Annotated in this window: 15 protein-coding genes; all 15 read left to right on the top strand. The window is 36.6% G+C overall.

What is annotated here, in order from left to right; all coding sequences use genetic code 11:
- Window positions 1–107: 107 nt before the first annotated feature.
- The 15 genes from rny to M948_RS36580 all read left to right on the top strand — a co-directional run bounded on the left by rny (window position 108) and on the right by M948_RS36580 (window position 14,495).
- Window positions 108–1,670, top strand: a complete 1,563-nt coding sequence (gene rny, locus M948_RS36650; protein ID WP_021291506.1) for a ribonuclease Y — start codon at window positions 108–110, stop codon at window positions 1,668–1,670.
- A gap of 112 nt (window positions 1,671–1,782) precedes the next feature.
- Window positions 1,783–2,580: a TIGR00282 family metallophosphoesterase gene (locus tag M948_RS36645; RefSeq protein ID WP_021291505.1), complete on the top strand. Its 798-nt coding sequence runs from the start codon at window positions 1,783–1,785 to the stop codon at window positions 2,578–2,580.
- A 106-nt stretch (window positions 2,581–2,686) separates the two neighbouring features.
- A complete protein-coding gene (locus M948_RS36640; protein WP_021291504.1) occupies window positions 2,687–2,947 on the top strand; it encodes a stage V sporulation protein S in 261 nt (86 codons plus the stop codon).
- Between the two features lie 194 nt (window positions 2,948–3,141).
- The gene (gene miaB / locus M948_RS36635; protein ID WP_021291503.1) at window positions 3,142–4,710 is read left to right on the top strand and encodes a tRNA (N6-isopentenyl adenosine(37)-C2)-methylthiotransferase MiaB; all 1,569 of its coding nucleotides are present in this window, start codon (window positions 3,142–3,144) and stop codon (window positions 4,708–4,710) included.
- A gap of 1 nt (window position 4,711) precedes the next feature.
- Entirely contained in the window at window positions 4,712–5,140 is a 429-nt protein-coding gene (locus M948_RS36630; protein ID WP_021291502.1) for a RicAFT regulatory complex protein RicA family protein, read from the top strand.
- Window positions 5,141–5,266: 126 nt separating this feature from the next.
- Window positions 5,267–5,830: an outer spore coat protein CotE gene (cotE, locus tag M948_RS36625; RefSeq protein ID WP_021291501.1), complete on the top strand. Its 564-nt coding sequence runs from the start codon at window positions 5,267–5,269 to the stop codon at window positions 5,828–5,830.
- A gap of 141 nt (window positions 5,831–5,971) precedes the next feature.
- Entirely contained in the window at window positions 5,972–8,560 is a 2,589-nt protein-coding gene (mutS, locus tag M948_RS36620; protein WP_021291500.1) for a DNA mismatch repair protein MutS, read from the top strand.
- Between the two features lie 14 nt (window positions 8,561–8,574).
- The gene (mutL, locus tag M948_RS36615; RefSeq protein ID WP_021291499.1) at window positions 8,575–10,449 is read left to right on the top strand and encodes a DNA mismatch repair endonuclease MutL; all 1,875 of its coding nucleotides are present in this window, start codon (window positions 8,575–8,577) and stop codon (window positions 10,447–10,449) included.
- A gap of 56 nt (window positions 10,450–10,505) precedes the next feature.
- Complete coding sequence (locus M948_RS36610) at window positions 10,506–10,955, top strand: Dps family protein (protein ID WP_021291498.1); 450 nt, start codon at window positions 10,506–10,508, stop codon at window positions 10,953–10,955.
- 24 nt (window positions 10,956–10,979) lie between these two features.
- A complete protein-coding gene (gene miaA, locus M948_RS36605; protein WP_021291497.1) occupies window positions 10,980–11,915 on the top strand; it encodes a tRNA (adenosine(37)-N6)-dimethylallyltransferase MiaA in 936 nt (311 codons plus the stop codon).
- Between the two features lie 38 nt (window positions 11,916–11,953).
- The gene (gene hfq, locus M948_RS36600) at window positions 11,954–12,178 is read left to right on the top strand and encodes an RNA chaperone Hfq (protein WP_021291496.1); all 225 of its coding nucleotides are present in this window, start codon (window positions 11,954–11,956) and stop codon (window positions 12,176–12,178) included.
- A gap of 265 nt (window positions 12,179–12,443) precedes the next feature.
- Window positions 12,444–12,920, top strand: a complete 477-nt coding sequence (locus M948_RS36595; RefSeq protein WP_021291495.1) for an SRPBCC domain-containing protein — start codon at window positions 12,444–12,446, stop codon at window positions 12,918–12,920.
- A gap of 197 nt (window positions 12,921–13,117) precedes the next feature.
- Window positions 13,118–13,612 (top strand): DinB family protein, encoded by a 495-nt coding sequence (locus tag M948_RS36590; protein ID WP_021291494.1) that lies wholly within the window; start codon window positions 13,118–13,120, stop codon window positions 13,610–13,612.
- Between the two features lie 63 nt (window positions 13,613–13,675).
- Window positions 13,676–14,038, top strand: coding sequence for a hypothetical protein (locus M948_RS36585; RefSeq protein ID WP_021291493.1), 363 nt, complete (start codon window positions 13,676–13,678; stop codon window positions 14,036–14,038).
- 124 nt (window positions 14,039–14,162) lie between these two features.
- Window positions 14,163–14,495: an ASCH domain-containing protein gene (locus tag M948_RS36580; RefSeq protein ID WP_202406539.1), complete on the top strand. Its 333-nt coding sequence runs from the start codon at window positions 14,163–14,165 to the stop codon at window positions 14,493–14,495.
- Window positions 14,496–14,607 lie beyond the last annotated feature (112 nt).

Here is a 14,607-nt window from a genome sequence, read left to right as displayed (position 1 = left end):
TAGATTTATCATATCAATGATATAATTTATTGTTATTACACGCATTAAAACTGTTACATGCCGACAATAATGAATTGTACAATTTTATAGCAATAGGAGGTGAAATCATGGACAGTCTTATACTCATCTCCATTTTGCTTGTAATCCTAATCGTCGGTATTGTTGTTGGTTATCTGATTCGTAAATCTATTGCAGAAGCAAAAATCTCTAGTGCAGAAACATTAGCAAAGCAAATCGTTGATGAAGCACATCGAAATGCTGACGCTTCCAAGAAAGAAGCGCTTCTTGAAGCAAAAGATGAAAACCATAAGCTTCGTCAACAAACGGAAGACGAACTTCGTGAACGGAGAAATGAAGTTCAAAAGCAAGAAAATCGTCTGATGCAAAAAGAAGAAAATCTAGACAGGAAAAGTGAGTCACTAGATAAGCGTGAGCTTATGTTAGAAAAGAAAGAACAGTCTCTAACAGAAAAACAACAACAAATTGAAGAAATGGAAAGCAAAGTGGAAGCTATGATACAAGAGCAGCAAACGGAGCTTGAGCGCATTTCGGGATATACTACAGACCAGGCTAGGCAGATTATTTTAGAACGAATTGAACAAGATGTTGCACATGAATCAGCATTATTAATCAAAGAAGCAGAAAATCGTGCAAAAGAAGAAGCAGATAAGAAAGCTAAAAACATTCTATCATTAGCTTTACAACGCTGTGCTGCTGACCACGTTGCTGAAACAACCGTATCGGTTGTTAATCTTCCTAATGATGAGATGAAAGGACGTATTATTGGTCGTGAAGGTCGTAATATTCGAACACTTGAAACGCTGACAGGAATTGATTTAATTATTGATGATACACCGGAGGCAGTAATACTATCTGGATTTGATCCAATTCGTCGAGAAACTGCTCGTATAGCGTTAGAGAAACTCGTACAAGATGGGCGTATTCACCCGGCTCGTATTGAAGAGATGGTGGATAAAGCAAGACGCGACGTCGACGAATATATACGTGAAATCGGGGAAGAAACAACATTTGAAGTGGGAGTGCATGGCTTACATCCCGATTTGATTAAGATTCTTGGGCGTTTAAAATATCGTACAAGCTATGGACAAAATGTCTTGAAGCACTCAACGGAAGTAGCATACTTATCAGGTTTGCTTGCTGCTGAACTTGGTGAAGATGAAACATTAGCAAGAAGAGCTGGCTTACTGCATGATATCGGAAAAGCAATCGATCATGAAGTAGAAGGAAGCCACGTTGAAATTGGTAAAGAGTTGGCTGTTAAATACAAGGAGCATGAGGTTGTTATTAATTCAATAGCTTCTCACCATGGTGATGAAGAGCCTACTTCGATTATTTCCGTGTTGGTAGCTGCAGCGGACGCGCTTTCTGCGGCTAGACCTGGAGCTAGAAGTGAGACGCTAGAGAATTATATTAAACGATTAGAGAAATTAGAAGAAATTTCGGAATCGTTCACAGGTGTAGAGAAATCATTTGCTATTCAAGCTGGTAGAGAAATTCGAATTATGGTGAAACCAGATGAAATTGATGATGTAGAATCTGTTCGAATCGCACGAGATATTCGTAAGCGTATCGAAGGAGAACTTGATTATCCAGGTCATATCAAAGTAACTGTAATTAGAGAAACGAGAGCAGTTGAATACGCAAAATAAAAAGTGGTCTGAGGGCCGCTTTTTATTTTGCGGTGGAATCAAGCTATGCTTTGACAATACATACCCATTGTGGAAAACTGAAAGTACTATAATAGATAGGATGATTGAATAAATGAAGATATTATTTATAGGAGATATCGTTGGATCTCCAGGAAGAAATATGGTACAAGAATACCTACCAAAATTAAAAGAAAAATACAAACCAAACCTAACAATCGTAAATGGAGAAAATGCAGCCTCAGGAAAAGGGATTACCGAGAAAATATATAAACAGTTATTAGATTGGGGAGCTCAAGTAGTAACTATGGGTAATCATACTTGGGATAAAAAGGAAATATATGACTTCATCGATGATGCTTCGAATATGATTAGACCAGCAAACTTCCCTGAAAACAATCCAGGAAAAGGAATCATTTATATCAATATTAATGGTGTGGAAGTTGCGGTAATTAATCTACAAGGAAGGACGTTTTTGCCGCCAATTGACGATCCCTTTACAAAGGCTGATGAATTAATAGAAGAAGCAAAACAAAGAACAAACATCATTTTTATCGATTTTCATGGTGAGGCAACCAGTGAGAAACAAGCGATGGGCTGGTATGTTGATGGTAGAGTAAGTGCTGTAGTAGGTACCCATACCCATACACAAACAGCAGATGAACGTATATTACCAGCAGGAACCGCATATATATCTGATGTAGGAATGACAGGCCCGTATGATGGTATACTGGGAGTTGATAGAGAATCGGTAATGAACCGTTTTTTAACTTCTATGCCAGTACGTTTTGAAATTACAAAAAAGGGAAGAAGTCAATTAAATGGTTTTTTTGTTACCATTGATGATAAAACGGGAAGGGCAAAAAGTGTAGAACGTATTTTAATTAATGATGACCATCCGTTTTTCATTTGATTATTTGAATGTTTTGAATTATTAATGCATAATAGGGTAATAAGCTAACATCTCCAGGAATATAGTAGGTATAGAACTATAATAGTAAATGAAGGAGGTACTAGTAATGGAAGTATTAAAAGTGTCAGCAAAATCAAATCCCAATTCAGTAGCAGGTGCACTTGCGAACGTCTTAAGAGAACGTGGATCAGCAGAAATTCAGGCCATCGGAGCTGGTGCACTAAACCAAGCTGTGAAGGCAGTAGCAATCGCCAGAGGATTTGTTGCACCTAGTGGAGTAGACCTTATCTGTATTCCAGCTTTTACTGATATTTTAATTGATGATGAAGAACGTACCGCAATCAAATTAATTGTAGAACCTAGATAGATATGACGGAAGAATAGAAAATAAAAGTGTTACGACTAATCGTAGCACTTTTTTTATGACAATAAGGAGATATAACTTATCTATAGATGTCTTTTTATTGGAAGGCATCAGATTAATATTGTTAAAATAAATAGAAACGTTTATACTGTAATAATGGGAAAATTATCTTCCAATCAATAGAAAGGAGATATATCATGAACGAAGAACAGCGTAATCATCAAGCGCAAATTAAACAGGTCGATCCAATGGACAAAAGATCCAGTCAAGATAAACCTTTAAGTGAAAAGACTAGTGCAGATTTTGCGAAGTATTTTGAAACTACCTATGAACCACCAAATTTAAACAAAGCTAGAAAACGTGGTCGCGATAAAGTAAATGTTCATTATGATTTTGGTATTCCTGAAGATATGGAAAATATCGGTAAAGGCAAAAAGTTTTTAATACGTACATATGGCTGCCAAATGAATGAGCATGATACGGAAGTAATGGCGGGAATATTAACAGAAATGGGCTATGAACCTACTTCTGAAACCAATGAGGCAGATATTATCTTATTGAATACTTGTGCAATCCGAGAGAATGCTGAGAATAAGGTGTTCGGTGAAATTGGTCATTTAAAGCCGCTAAAGTTAGAAAAACCTGACTTGATTTTAGGAGTGTGCGGCTGTATGTCGCAGGAAGAATCCGTTGTAAACCGGATTATGAAGAAACACCAACATGTTGATCTTATATTCGGAACACATAATATTCACCGCCTGCCGCACCTTGTAAAAGAAGCAATGTTCGGTAAAGAAAAAATTGTTGAAGTATGGTCAAAAGAAGGCGATGTTATTGAAAATTTACCGAAAGCTAGAAAAGGAAAGATTAAAGCTTGGGTAAATATTATGTATGGTTGCGATAAGTTTTGTACATATTGTATCGTACCAATGACTCGCGGAAAAGAGCGAAGCCGCTTACCAGAAGATATTATTCAAGAAGTACGTCATTTAGCAGCTCAAGGTTATCAGGAAATCACTTTGTTAGGACAAAATGTAAATGCCTATGGAAAAGATTTAGAAGATATGGAATATGGCCTTGGTGATTTAATGGAAGATCTTCACCGGATTGACATCCCAAGAATTCGATTTACTACCTCTCATCCAAGAGATTTTGATGATCGACTAATCGAAGTGTTAGCCAAAGGTGGTAATCTTCTTGATCATATCCACCTTCCTGTCCAATCTGGGAGCAGTGAAATATTGAAGAAAATGAACAGAAAATATACCAGAGAATCCTATTTGGAACTCGTTCGCAAAATAAGAGAAGCCATGCCTAATGCAACCTTGACAACTGACATCATTGTCGGATTCCCAAACGAAACCGAAGAGCAATTTGAAGAAACAATGAGTTTAGTTGAAGAAGTAGGTTTTGAAGCTGCTTATACCTTTATTTATTCTCCACGTGAAGGAACACCAGCAGCACGTAAAAAAGACGATGTTCCAGAAGAAGTAAAAAAACAACGGTTATATCGCTTGAACGAGTTAGTAAACAAACAATCTGCTGAATCAATGAAGAAGTATCAAGATAAAGTAGTTAAAGTCCTTGTGGAAGGTGAAAGTAAGAAAGATCCAGATATTTTAGCCGGTTATACAGAGAAGAACAAATTGGTTAATTTTAAAGGACCAACGTCTTCAATTGGTAAGATTGTAGAAGTAAAAGTAACAGAAGCGAAAACGTGGTCATTAAATGGTATAATGGTAGAAAAAACAGTTGAGGTGGAGTAGTATGGCTGAATACACACGAAAACAAGTACTTGATGAGGCCAAGAAATTAGCAGGCATGCTTGCAAGCACAGAAGAAATTGACCGCTTTAAGCAAGTCGAGGCTAAAATTAATGAAAACAAAAAAGTACAGCAGTTAATTACAAAGATAAAAGCATTGCAAAAACAAGCAGTTAATTTACAGGCTTATGGAAAAAAAGAAGCTTTAAAACAAGTAGAAGAGCAAATAGATATTTTTCAAGCTGAGATTGATGCTATTCCAGTAGTTCAGGAATTTAAAGAATCACAAGTGGTAGTAAATGATGTATTGCAGCTTGTTTCTGGAACCATCGCAAGAGAGGTTACGAATAATGTTATAGAATCAACTGGTGGCGATATCCTAGCTGGAGAAACAGGGTCTAAACTAAAAAACAAATCCGGCTGCAGCCATTAACAATTGGACAGGAAAATAATTTCCTGTCTTTTTTCCATCCTTTCTTCCTTTTTCATAAATAGCTATGCACTTTAGGTATTTGTCTTGCATAAAATGACTATGAAAAAAGAGGAGGTAAAGGTAATTATGAGTTTTCTAGATAATGAATATAGAGAGATCATTACGAAAGCGGTATGTGGCAAAGGTCGCAAATTCTCACAAGAAACACATTCCATTTCGCCATCACATAGACCTTCAAGTATTCTAGGATGCTGGGTAATTAATCATTTATACAATGCAAAGAAAAAGTCCAAAGACACAGTTGAAATCAATGGCAGCTACGATATTAATATTTGGTATTCGTATAATGATAATACAAAAACAGAGGCAATTACAGAGCGTGTAACTTATTGCGAAAAGGTTCCATTGTCTGTAAAAGATGACCACTGTTTAAATGATGACTTTGATGTGATTGCGAAAGTGATTCAACAGCCTAATTGTCTAAACTGTAATATTGAAAATAAAGGGCATAAAATTGTGGCGGAAATTGAGCGGGAATTTATTGTGCAAGTAATTGGCGATACGAAAATAGCCGTTCGTGTAGACCCTAAACGGGAAAAATTTGAAGATGACGATGACCATGTTTGGGATTATGAATTAACCGATGATGAACTCGAAGAAGTAGAACCAGATTTTCTTCATAAAGATTAAATAAAATTACGAGGGATTCTATTCCTCGTAATTTTTTTGTTTTGTGAAATGTGAATGATCGATCGTATCGATTCATCGAATGTCTGCGATATTATATGCTATAATAGCAGAAGAATACTTGGGATTTTTGGGGGATAAAACATGACAAAGAATACACCAATGATGGAACAATATTTAAAAATTAAAGCGGAGCATCAGGATGCATTTCTTTTCTTTCGATTAGGCGATTTTTATGAAATGTTCTTTAATGATGCGATTGAAGCGGCTAGAGAACTAGAGATAACTTTAACGAAGCGAGATTCAGGCAAGCAAGAACCGATCCCAATGTGTGGTGTTCCATATCACTCTGCAGCGAATTACATAAAAGTATTAGTTGATAAAGGATATAAGGTTGCTATTTGTGAACAGGTGGAGGATCCCAAGTCTGCAAAAGGCGTAGTTAAACGAGAAGTTATTCAATTGATTACACCTGGAACAGTAATGGAAAAGAATATGTTAAATGAGAAGGAAAATAACTTTATAGCGAGCCTATCCCATTTTAATCATTCCTACGTGATCGTTTATAGTGATTTATCAACGGGGGAAAATCGCTTGGTTCTATTCGAAAATGGGTGGGATGCCGTCCTTCATGAATTATATCATCAGCCAATTAAAGAAATTGTAATATCCTCCAATTTACCCGAGGGATTGCAGAACCAATTGCGTGAACGGCTTCATGTCACCCTATCTTATCAAGATGAAGTAACTTTTAATGCTGAATATCGCAGTCTTTGTGAGAATTTACATGATGATCGTCTGTTAACATCACTAAGTAGACTGTTAAATTATATACAGTATACGCAAAAACGATCACTTGAACATATGCAGCCAGCAGAAATAATTCATTTGAGTTCCTATTTATCATTGGACATGTATTCCAAACGGAATTTAGAGCTTACAGAAACAATGATGAAGAAAGAAAAATACGGGAGTTTGTTATGGGTATTGGATAAGACGGTAACAGCAATGGGAGCAAGAATGCTTAAAAAATGGTTAGAGCGCCCATTGTTGAACAAACAGCTGATAGAAGAGAGACTTGAAATCGTCGATCGTTTTTATCAGCAGTTTATGGATCGTGATGATTTACGGGAGACCTTAAAGTCAGTGTATGATTTAGAAAGACTCGCAGGAAGAATCGCATTTGGCAACGTGAATGCACGTGATCTCCTACAATTAAAGGAATCATTATCAAAGGTTCCTCGATTAAAAACGATTTTAAAACAATTTTCACAGCCTGTTGTCCAAAATCTGGCAGATCAGTTTAATTACCCGGAAGCGGTTGTTGATTTATTAGAAACGAGTTTAGTAGGGGATCCTCCCATTTCTATTAAAGAGGGAGGGATCATTAAAGACGGCTACCACCAACAACTTGATACTTATCGTGATGCTTCGAGAAACGGAAAACAATGGATAGCGGAACTCGAACGGAAAGAAAAAGAAGAAACAAATATAAAATCATTAAAGGTAGGATATAATCGAGTATTTGGCTACTATATAGAAGTAACTAAAGCCAATTTACATCTGCTTCCTGAGGGGAAATATGAACGAAAACAAACCCTAACAAATGCAGAAAGGTATATTACTCCAGAATTAAAGGAAAAAGAACAATTAATATTAGAAGCGGAAGAAAAGAGTGTCGAGTTAGAATACCAATTATTTATTGATATTCGTGAAAAGATGAAAGAACATATCCCTGCATTACAGCAATTAGCCGAAGCGGTAAGTTATGTAGATGTCTTACAAGGATTTGCTACGGTAAGTGAAGCGAATAATTATGTACGTCCTACTTTTGTAGAGAATCAGTTATCCATTGAAAAAAGTAGGCATCCAGTTATTGAACAAGTAATGAAAGAAGGTACCTTTGTTCCAAATGATATTGTCTTAAATGAGGATAAAAGTATTCTATTAATAACTGGTCCAAATATGTCCGGAAAGAGTACATTCATGCGTCAATTGGCGCTAACGGTAATTATGGGTCAAATTGGCTGTTTTGTTCCTTGCGCGTCCGCTGATTTACTTTTATTTGATCAAATCTTTACGCGGATTGGAGCGGCTGATGATCTTGTAGCTGGACAGAGTACTTTTATGGTAGAGATGCTTGAAGCAAATCATGCTATTTCGAATGCGACAGATCGCAGCCTTATCTTGCTTGATGAAATTGGCAGAGGGACTAGTACGTATGACGGTATGGCCTTAGCACAAGCAATTATTGAATATATCCACAATCATATTCATGCAAAGACGCTTTTCTCTACACATTATCACGAATTAACTGATCTGGAGCAAACCTTGCCAAGGTTGAAAAATATTCATGTTCGTGCTGAAGAGTATGAAGGGAATGTTGTCTTCTTACACCAAATTAAAGAAGGAGCGGCTGATGAAAGTTATGGCATTCATGTTGCTAAGTTAGCTGAACTACCACCGTCATTAATTGAACGTGCCAGTTCGATATTACAAGAATTAGAAGGTACAGCTAAGTCACAACTATCTGTTCAACAGTCAGAGACAGCTGCAACCGAGGAATCGGGACAGCTATCCTTTTTTATAGAAGAAGGGAAACAAAAACCAAAACAGCATACAACCGAAGAATCTGATATTGTACGTGATTTAAAAGATATTGATTTATTTGATATGACACCGATGGACGCCATGAATGAATTGTACCGATTGCAGAAGAAGCTTAGAAAGTAGAAAGGATTGTTTGCATGAAAATTATGCAGATGCCAGATGCACTTGCTAATAAAATTGCTGCTGGGGAAGTAGTGGAGCGACCTGCTTCTGTGGTAAAGGAACTAGTAGAAAATAGTATAGATGCAAACAGTACATGGATAAAAATTGACATAGCGGAAGCAGGCTTACAAGAAATTAAAGTAACAGACAATGGTGAAGGGATGTCGGAAGAAGATTGTGAACATGCATTTCTCAGGCATGCCACAAGTAAAATAAAGAACGAAAATGATTTATTCCATGTTCAAACACTTGGTTTTCGTGGAGAAGCACTTGCTAGTATAGCTTCCGTTAGCCGATTAACGGTCCAGACTTCTACTGGTGATGAAGCAGGTACGTATTTGGAATTGGAAGGCGGCAAAATTACTCAGAAACAAAAGACCACTGCCAGACAAGGTTCAGAAATCACCATACGTGATTTGTTTTTCAATACACCTGCTCGTTTAAAATATATGAAAACCATTCATACCGAGTTAGGTCACATTACAGATTTACTGAATCGATTGGCTTTATCTCATCCTGAGGTTCGTTTTGAAGTGACTCATAATGGAAAAGGATTATTTAAGACGGCAGGAACAGACGATTTATTACAGGTTATTTCACAAGTTTATGGAATGAATGTTGCGCGCCAAATGCTTTATGTAAAACATGAAACATTGGATTTTACAATCGAAGGCTATATTGCAAAGCCGGAAGTGACTAGAGCATCAAGGAACTATGTTTCTACGATTATTAATGGAAGGTATATTAAGAGCATCCCGTTAACCCAGGCGATCATGCGGGCATATCATACGCTATTACCAATTGGACGTTCGCCTATTGTCGTCTTATCGATCCACATGGATCCAATACTGGTCGATGTAAATGTTCATCCAACCAAACTGGAAGTTCGCTTTAGTAAAGATAAGGAGTTATTTCAAGCGATCGAACATACCATAATTTCCAAATTCAGACAGCAGACCTTAATTCCAGAGGTTCAACATAGGCCGGAACCAAAAGAAAAATCCGTACAGCACCGGATGCATTTTGATGATCATGACTCCTATGCTGCATCCAATGTTTCAACTGATTCAGTTCAACCTTCTTTCGTTCAAAATGAACCGTTGATCAATCAATCCGAAGTTCCAATAATAAAAGAACCTCAAGAAGAAACGTATACGGATGGTCAAGAAGCGCAGAACGAAATGCAAAGCAATGTCAATTGGAATAAGGTAAACGACTTCACTTATCAGCAAGAAGATAGTCCTTCAATACAAGATACACATGATCCACGGATACCTATCATGTATCCCATTGGACAATTACAAGGGACCTATATATTGGCACAAAATGAAAATGGGTTATATATGATTGATCAGCATGCAGCACAAGAACGGGTAAAGTACGAATTCTTTAAAAAGAAACTAGGAAAGCCAGCGAATGAATTACAAGAGCTACTTATCCCGTTAACTTTTGATTTTTCTAAAGAAGAAGCAATATGGATCGATCAGTATAAAGAAGAATTAAAAGCTGCTGGTTTATTTTTTGAGTCATTCGGGCAACAAACATATATTATTCGCTCCCATCCTAATTGGTTTCCAACTGGATTTGAAGAAGAAGTCATTCGAGAAATGGTTGATCAAATTATGAATGAAGAGAAGATTAATGTTGAAACCATTCGTGAAGAGGCTGCAACATTAATGTCATGTAAACGATCCATTAAAGCAAATCACTACCTGAATCAAGATGAAATGTACCATTTACTTGACGATCTGAGGAAAACCAGTGATCCATTTACATGCCCGCATGGGAGACCAATTATCGTCCATTTTACAACCTATGAATTGGAAAAAATGTTTAAACGTGTCATGTAAAGTATAAAAATAGCTTCACCTCCAAACACTAATAGAAAATAAGTGAGGTGTACGCTATGGAAAACCAAAAATTAATCCAATTCCTGAATCAATTACTTTCCAATCAATTTGTACTATATGTGAAACTCCATCGTTATCATTGGTTTGTTCAAGGTCGTCATTTCTTCCAGTTACATTCCCAGTTTGAAGAAATGTATCAAGAAATGGCGAAAGACCTTGATGAAGTAGCTGAGCGAATTCTAATGATCAATGGGAAGCCATTTGCAACGATGATAAAGTATTTAAAAGAAGCAACACTAGTGGAAGCCAGTGCGGATGATAAAGAGAATGAGCTGATGAGCCAATTAATTCATGATTTTGAACAAATAATTACGGAAATTCGAAATCAAGGATTGCCTGAAGCGAGACAACTAAATGATGCTCCATCAGAGGATTTACTTATCGGTATTCAAGCGAAATTAGAGAAATATATTTGGATGTTAAAAGCTTACATTGCATATGAATAATGAGATAAAAATAGGGGAATACTCATGAAAAAAAAGGTTATTGCAGTCGTAGGGCCTACGGCTGTAGGCAAAACAAAATTAAGTATTGCAATTGCAAAGCAATACAATGGGGAAATTATCAGCGGAGACTCTATGCAGGTTTATCAAGGAATGGATATTGGGACAGCAAAGATTACCCACGAAGAAATGCAAGGGGTGCCTCATTACTTGATTGATATAAAAAAGCCAGATGAGTCTTTTTCGGCTGCTGATTTTAAGCATTATGTTATGGAGTATATTGATCACATAACAAGTAAAAATAAAATTCCGATTATTGTTGGCGGAAGTGGTTTATACATTCAAGCAGCTCTATACAATTATAATTTCCCAACGCATAAAAAGGATGATAGAATAATTCAACGAATCGAAAAAGAAATCGAAATGATGGGGATTGAACCTGCTTATCAGCGTTTACAGCAAATTGACCCACAACAGGCAAGCAGGATTCACCCAAACAATCATCGGCGAGTAATTAGAGCATTAGAAATCTATGAATCAACAGGAAAGACGATGACAGCTTATCAAAAACAACAGCAAACCGAATCGCCATACGATTTAAAACTGATTGGTTTAGAAATGGATCGGACCATGTTATATGACCGGATTAATCAACGGGTCAACGAGATGATTGAAAAGGGATTAGTTGAAGAAGTTCGTTCCCTTTACCAAGCTGGGTATGCACAGGAACAGGCAATGAGAGCAATTGGTTACAAAGAGTTTATCCCTTATTTTGAAGGTGAGAGCTCCCTCTCTGAAACAATCGAAACATTGAAACAGAATTCCAGAAGATATGCAAAACGGCAATATACTTGGTTTAGGAACAAGATGAATGTTGATTGGTATTCAATCATACCTGAAACAATTAATGAAAAATTTAGAAAAATTTTGTATGATCTTGCAGGATTCTTAAAAGATAGGTAGAAACTAATATATATAGACAGAAATGAGGAGGAAGTATGATGGCGCAAACCGTTAACATTCAAGACCAATTTTTAAATCAGCTAAGGAAGAACCATATCTCGGTTACCATGTTTCTAACAAACGGTTTTCAATTAAGAGGGGTTATTAAGGCTTTTGATAATTTCACAGTGTTAATGGAAACAGATGGGAAGCAACAATTAATTTTTAAACATGCGATTTCTACCTTTTCCCCAGTCAAGAACGTTGAACTGGAAAAGGAATAATATTGAGAATATGGGAATAGCCCAGTAAATAAAAAGGGTGGCACGTACTGCTGGATTAGTCGGTAAAGGTGCCGCTCTTTTCTATTGGCTACAACATATATCTATATTCTGTAATAGGGTGCTTCCCTCGGATAAGAACTGGGTCAAACGGCTATTTTGATGATTAATGGATAATTTTTAAGCAATCGAGAAGAAATTTCGAGCATTTATATGTGATAAACTAAAAAAGACTCAGTGACATAACGAAAAAAAGGAGGATTTCATCATGGCGAATCCATCCAATAATAAGAGAATAGATTCTGCTTCAAGAGTGATTATGGCTTCACCACAAACCATTTATCAGTCATTCATAAACCCGGAAGCATTGGTTTCTTGGCTTCCACCGAAAGGAATGGCGGGTCATATTGACATGTTTGACCCCCGTGAAGGCGGAGCTTATAGAGTAACCCTTACGTACGAAATGGATCACTCAAATTCTGGAAAAACTTCGGAAAACACCGATGTAGCCCAAGGGAAATTTTTGGAACTAGTTCCAGACAAGCGAATTGTTCAATCCGTAACGTTCGATTCCGAGGATCCAGAGTTCTCAGGTAAGATGACACAAAAATGGTTTTTGGAAACCATTTCAGAAGGTACAAAGGTCACTATCGTTTGCGAAAACGTACCTGAAGGAATACGAAAGGAGGATCACGATGCAGGTTTAATGTCCACACTGGAGAATCTCGCTATCTTTACCGAATGACATACTATAAAAATCATTATGACTTTATAAATAGGATCGATCTTAAGTAATCGGGTACAATGCTCGATTATAGAACTGTCCCTGATTTTTGAGAACAGAGCCATATTCTGGAGTAAGTCATTGTAAAATGAATTTTTGCAAAAATGAGATTTCCTGAGGGATTATCTTTAAAAGGAATAAATTGGAGGGAATAGAAAATGGAGGCAAAGACACTTTTGTTACAACAATGGGCAAGCTGCTTAGATGAAAGAGACTGGTTTCCGCCACTTGAAAAAGCGCTAGAGGATATTACTTTTGAACAGGCAATTTGGAAACCAACTGATGGGGCAATGAATTCCATTTGGGAATTAGTGTGTCATTTACTTTTCTATGAAAAGAGATTTCTGATGCGATTTCTTGGTGAAACTGCGAATGAACCACAGGCAGAAAACAATGAATCTACTTTTCGATTACCAACGAAGACGGTAGATAATTGGAAGAAAACAAAACAAGAATACTTTTATGTTCATCGTGAGCTTGGAAAAATATTAGCAAAATCAGAACATGAGGATTTGTATAGAAAGGTTCCAGGAGAAGATAATTCATTAATGCTTGAACTGAAGAGTTTAGCAATGCACGACGCCTATCATATAGGGCAAATTGTATTCCTAAGTAAAATGCAAGGAGCTTGGGCAGGAAAATCCAGCTCTTAAAAAGCTTCATTAGCTTTACAGTCAGATTCTTGAATTACTAAAAAAAGAAAGTGAGGTTCGTATATGGTGGTTGCTAGCATAGAAATCCAAGATTTATCCATTAAATCCTTGGACTCAACTTTAAATAAACTTTCAACTGCTTATAAAAGCATGACTGAAAAAGTGTCAAATATAAGTCTTGTTAAAAAAAGGCGAAACGCAGTAAAAATTGGTTTAGAAAGTTTCAAAGACGATTGGAAAGGGGAAGCGTTTTTTTATGACGAAGAAATCATATTGGCCCCTAAGGATACTTTACAAGGTTTTATTGCATCTATCGAAAAACAGATAGCAAAAGCAAAAGAAGGCAGTTCGCAAAAAACAATAAATGAGCGTCGCTTAACTGCACTTAAACTGGCAACTGAATCCTTGGAAAACCGACTTAAATAATGCTATTCCACGATTTTTAGGTGTTTCAGAATAAGGTGCGAACCAGGTAAAGGATTGTGTTTGAAATATAGTAATGGGTATTTTTCAAGAATTAGTAAGGAGTGAAGAAATCGTGATTCACAAGATGGGATTATTTGAAATACCATTTAACTCCATTAAATTAGGTAGAAAAATTGTTGAAGTTCGTTTATATGATGAAAAAAGAAGAAAGTTAAATATTGGAGATAAAATTGAATTTGTACAAATCCCTGACAAAAACGATGCTGTAACAGTGAAAGTTACAGGTCTAAGAAATTATAATACATTCAAAGAAATGTACGAAGACATTTCCCCTAGCGATTTAGATACGGTTGGCGAGTCTGTTGAAGAAATGGTGGAAAATACATATAAAATATATACTCCAGAAAAAGAAAAGGAATGGGGGACATTAGCCATATCAGTTAAGTTAGAAGCGTAATATTATTCTGCGATCGGTGCGCAAGTGCCACTCTTTTAATGTGATATCCCCTCGATTCGATATACTAAACAATAATTTTAGGAATACCCCCTTTTTCATCAACTGCTGTGCT

This window comes from Virgibacillus sp. CM-4, from assembly GCF_000445495.1.
GTDB lineage: Bacteria > Bacillota > Bacilli > Bacillales > Amphibacillaceae > Virgibacillus > Virgibacillus salexigens.
This window is presented reverse-complemented; position numbering and strand designations above follow the sequence as displayed.

What these genes read in the sequence shown, in the direction of transcription:
- M948_RS36585 (WP_021291493.1), top strand. Translation starts at nt 13,676, where the DNA reads ATGGTGGTTGCTAGCATAGAAATCCAAGATTTATCCATTAAATCCTTG.
- M948_RS36580 (WP_202406539.1), top strand. Translation starts at nt 14,163, where the DNA reads ATGGGATTATTTGAAATACCATTTAACTCCATTAAATTAGGTAGAAAA.
- M948_RS36590 (WP_021291494.1), top strand. Translation starts at nt 13,118, where the DNA reads ATGGAGGCAAAGACACTTTTGTTACAACAATGGGCAAGCTGCTTAGAT.
- mutL (WP_021291499.1), top strand. Translation starts at nt 8,575, where the DNA reads ATGAAAATTATGCAGATGCCAGATGCACTTGCTAATAAAATTGCTGCT.
- hfq (WP_021291496.1), top strand. Translation starts at nt 11,954, where the DNA reads ATGGCGCAAACCGTTAACATTCAAGACCAATTTTTAAATCAGCTAAGG.
- M948_RS36645 (WP_021291505.1), top strand. Translation starts at nt 1,783, where the DNA reads ATGAAGATATTATTTATAGGAGATATCGTTGGATCTCCAGGAAGAAAT.
- miaA (WP_021291497.1), top strand. Translation starts at nt 10,980, where the DNA reads ATGAAAAAAAAGGTTATTGCAGTCGTAGGGCCTACGGCTGTAGGCAAA.
- cotE (WP_021291501.1), top strand. Translation starts at nt 5,267, where the DNA reads ATGAGTTTTCTAGATAATGAATATAGAGAGATCATTACGAAAGCGGTA.
- M948_RS36640 (WP_021291504.1), top strand. Translation starts at nt 2,687, where the DNA reads ATGGAAGTATTAAAAGTGTCAGCAAAATCAAATCCCAATTCAGTAGCA.
- rny (WP_021291506.1), top strand. Translation starts at nt 108, where the DNA reads ATGGACAGTCTTATACTCATCTCCATTTTGCTTGTAATCCTAATCGTC.
- miaB (WP_021291503.1), top strand. Translation starts at nt 3,142, where the DNA reads ATGAACGAAGAACAGCGTAATCATCAAGCGCAAATTAAACAGGTCGAT.
- mutS (WP_021291500.1), top strand. Translation starts at nt 5,972, where the DNA reads ATGACAAAGAATACACCAATGATGGAACAATATTTAAAAATTAAAGCG.
- M948_RS36595 (WP_021291495.1), top strand. Translation starts at nt 12,444, where the DNA reads ATGGCGAATCCATCCAATAATAAGAGAATAGATTCTGCTTCAAGAGTG.
- M948_RS36630 (WP_021291502.1), top strand. Translation starts at nt 4,712, where the DNA reads ATGGCTGAATACACACGAAAACAAGTACTTGATGAGGCCAAGAAATTA.
- M948_RS36610 (WP_021291498.1), top strand. Translation starts at nt 10,506, where the DNA reads ATGGAAAACCAAAAATTAATCCAATTCCTGAATCAATTACTTTCCAAT.